This window comes from Bacillus timonensis (genome assembly GCF_000285535.1).
GTDB classification, from domain to species: domain Bacteria; phylum Bacillota; class Bacilli; order Bacillales; family Bacillaceae_L; genus Ferdinandcohnia; species Ferdinandcohnia timonensis.
Genome location: NZ_CAET01000090.1, coordinates 1 through 1581 on the forward strand (window position 1 = coordinate 1; position 1581 = coordinate 1581).

At 35.8% G+C, this 1581-nt stretch carries 2 protein-coding genes; both read right to left on the bottom strand.

Translation table 11 applies throughout. The features are described from left to right. Positions 1 to 46 precede the first annotated feature (46 nt). Positions 47 to 970 (bottom strand): IS3 family transposase, encoded by a 924-nt coding sequence (locus BTHG_RS23775; RefSeq protein WP_408605264.1) that lies wholly within the window; start codon positions 968 to 970, stop codon positions 47 to 49. Beyond that, positions 928 to 1581: IS3 family transposase (locus BTHG_RS27860; RefSeq protein ID WP_010280126.1), on the bottom strand; the 654-nt coding region annotated here is incomplete at its 5' end. The genes BTHG_RS23775 and BTHG_RS27860, both read right to left, overlap by 43 nt.

The following is a 1581-nucleotide window of genomic DNA, read 5'->3' on the forward strand; positions in this document are numbered from 1 at the left end:
TGAACTGCCCCCTGTCAAGTAGACAGTGGAAATAATAAAAATTGACCTAAGCGGCTTTAGCTCTATATTCTACAGGGCTGAGGCCGTTTAGTCGTTTTTGATATCTATTGTGATTATAGAAATATATATACTCGTCAATTGCCTTAGACAATTCTTCAAATGTCTCATATTTATGTAAATAATACTTCTCGCATTTAAGTGTTCCCCAAAAGGATTCCATTGGCCCATTATCTATACATCTACCAACTCGTGACATGCTTTGTTTTATCTCTGCTTTATCTATTTTGCGTTTGAAGCCACGAGAAGTGTATTGGAACCCACGGTCACTATGAAGAAGTGGATGTTGGTCCTTTTCCAGTAGCTTTGTGGCTTTATCAAGAGTTTTAAATACAAGATTATTATTATTGGAATGGCCTAAAACATAACTAACAATTGATCCATCATACAGATCTCTAATGGCGCTTAAATAAGCTTTCTTTGACAAACCATATTTAAATTCTGTTACATCTGTTACCCATTTCTCATTTGGTTTTTCTGCAGAAAATTCACGGTTTAATACGTTTTCTGCCACATGTTGAGGGGTAGAGTGTTTATATCGTTTCTTCTTTTGGCGAATTACAGACTGTATTCCGGCCACTTTCATCAGTCTATAATAACGTTTGTGGTTGAATTTTTGTCCAAGTTTTCGATTGATGGTCATCATCATTCTACGATAACCATAGATGCCTTCCACTTTTTCATGAATAGCTTTCATCTCTTGAATAATTTCTTCATTCTGAAGTTCTCTAGCGGAAGGTGTACGCTTTAGCCACTTATAGTAAGCTGCTCGTGTAATACCAGCGATTTCGCAAAGCAAGAGAATACTTAGACTTTCTTTCTTATGAAGTTCTTGAATAGCGATATACTTGTCCTCGAATCGGATTTGGCTTATTTTCGCCTCCTTTCGATCTCCTCTAACTTTTTTAAGAATAAGTTCTCCGCACGTAGCCGTTCATTTTCTCTTTCTAGCCTTTTCATCTGAAGCTTTATTTTATCTTCTGGAGCTAATCCAGTTTCTTCTTTCTTCCTTCCACGATTGTCTTTAAGCGCTTCATCTCCGCCGTTTTCATACTTCCTAACCCATTGATATACCTGTTGATAAGATACATCATATGCTTCAGCTGTTTTCTTAAAATCTTTTCCGTTACCTAAACAATCCATTACTATTTCTATCCGTTCAACCCAAGTAGTTTTTCTCCCTTTAGTCATATAGCTCGTCCTTCCCTTAGACGTATCCTTTAATTCTATATGACTATTATACTTGTTAATCCATTTCCGTAGGGTACTTCTACTTGAAATTCCATATTTTCGAACAAGCTCATATTGGGAATATTCCCCCGATAAGTAATCCCGCACAGCTGCTTCTTTTAACTCTTTAGAATAAGGCTTCCACGTACTAGAGGCTTCAAATCCTTTTACTCCATCCTTATCAAATATTTCTACCCAATTATATAAGGTAACTTTAGGTATTTGATATCTCTTAATGAGTTCATTAACTGAAAAATATGCGTTTTTATAAGCTGTTACTACTTCATACTTAAA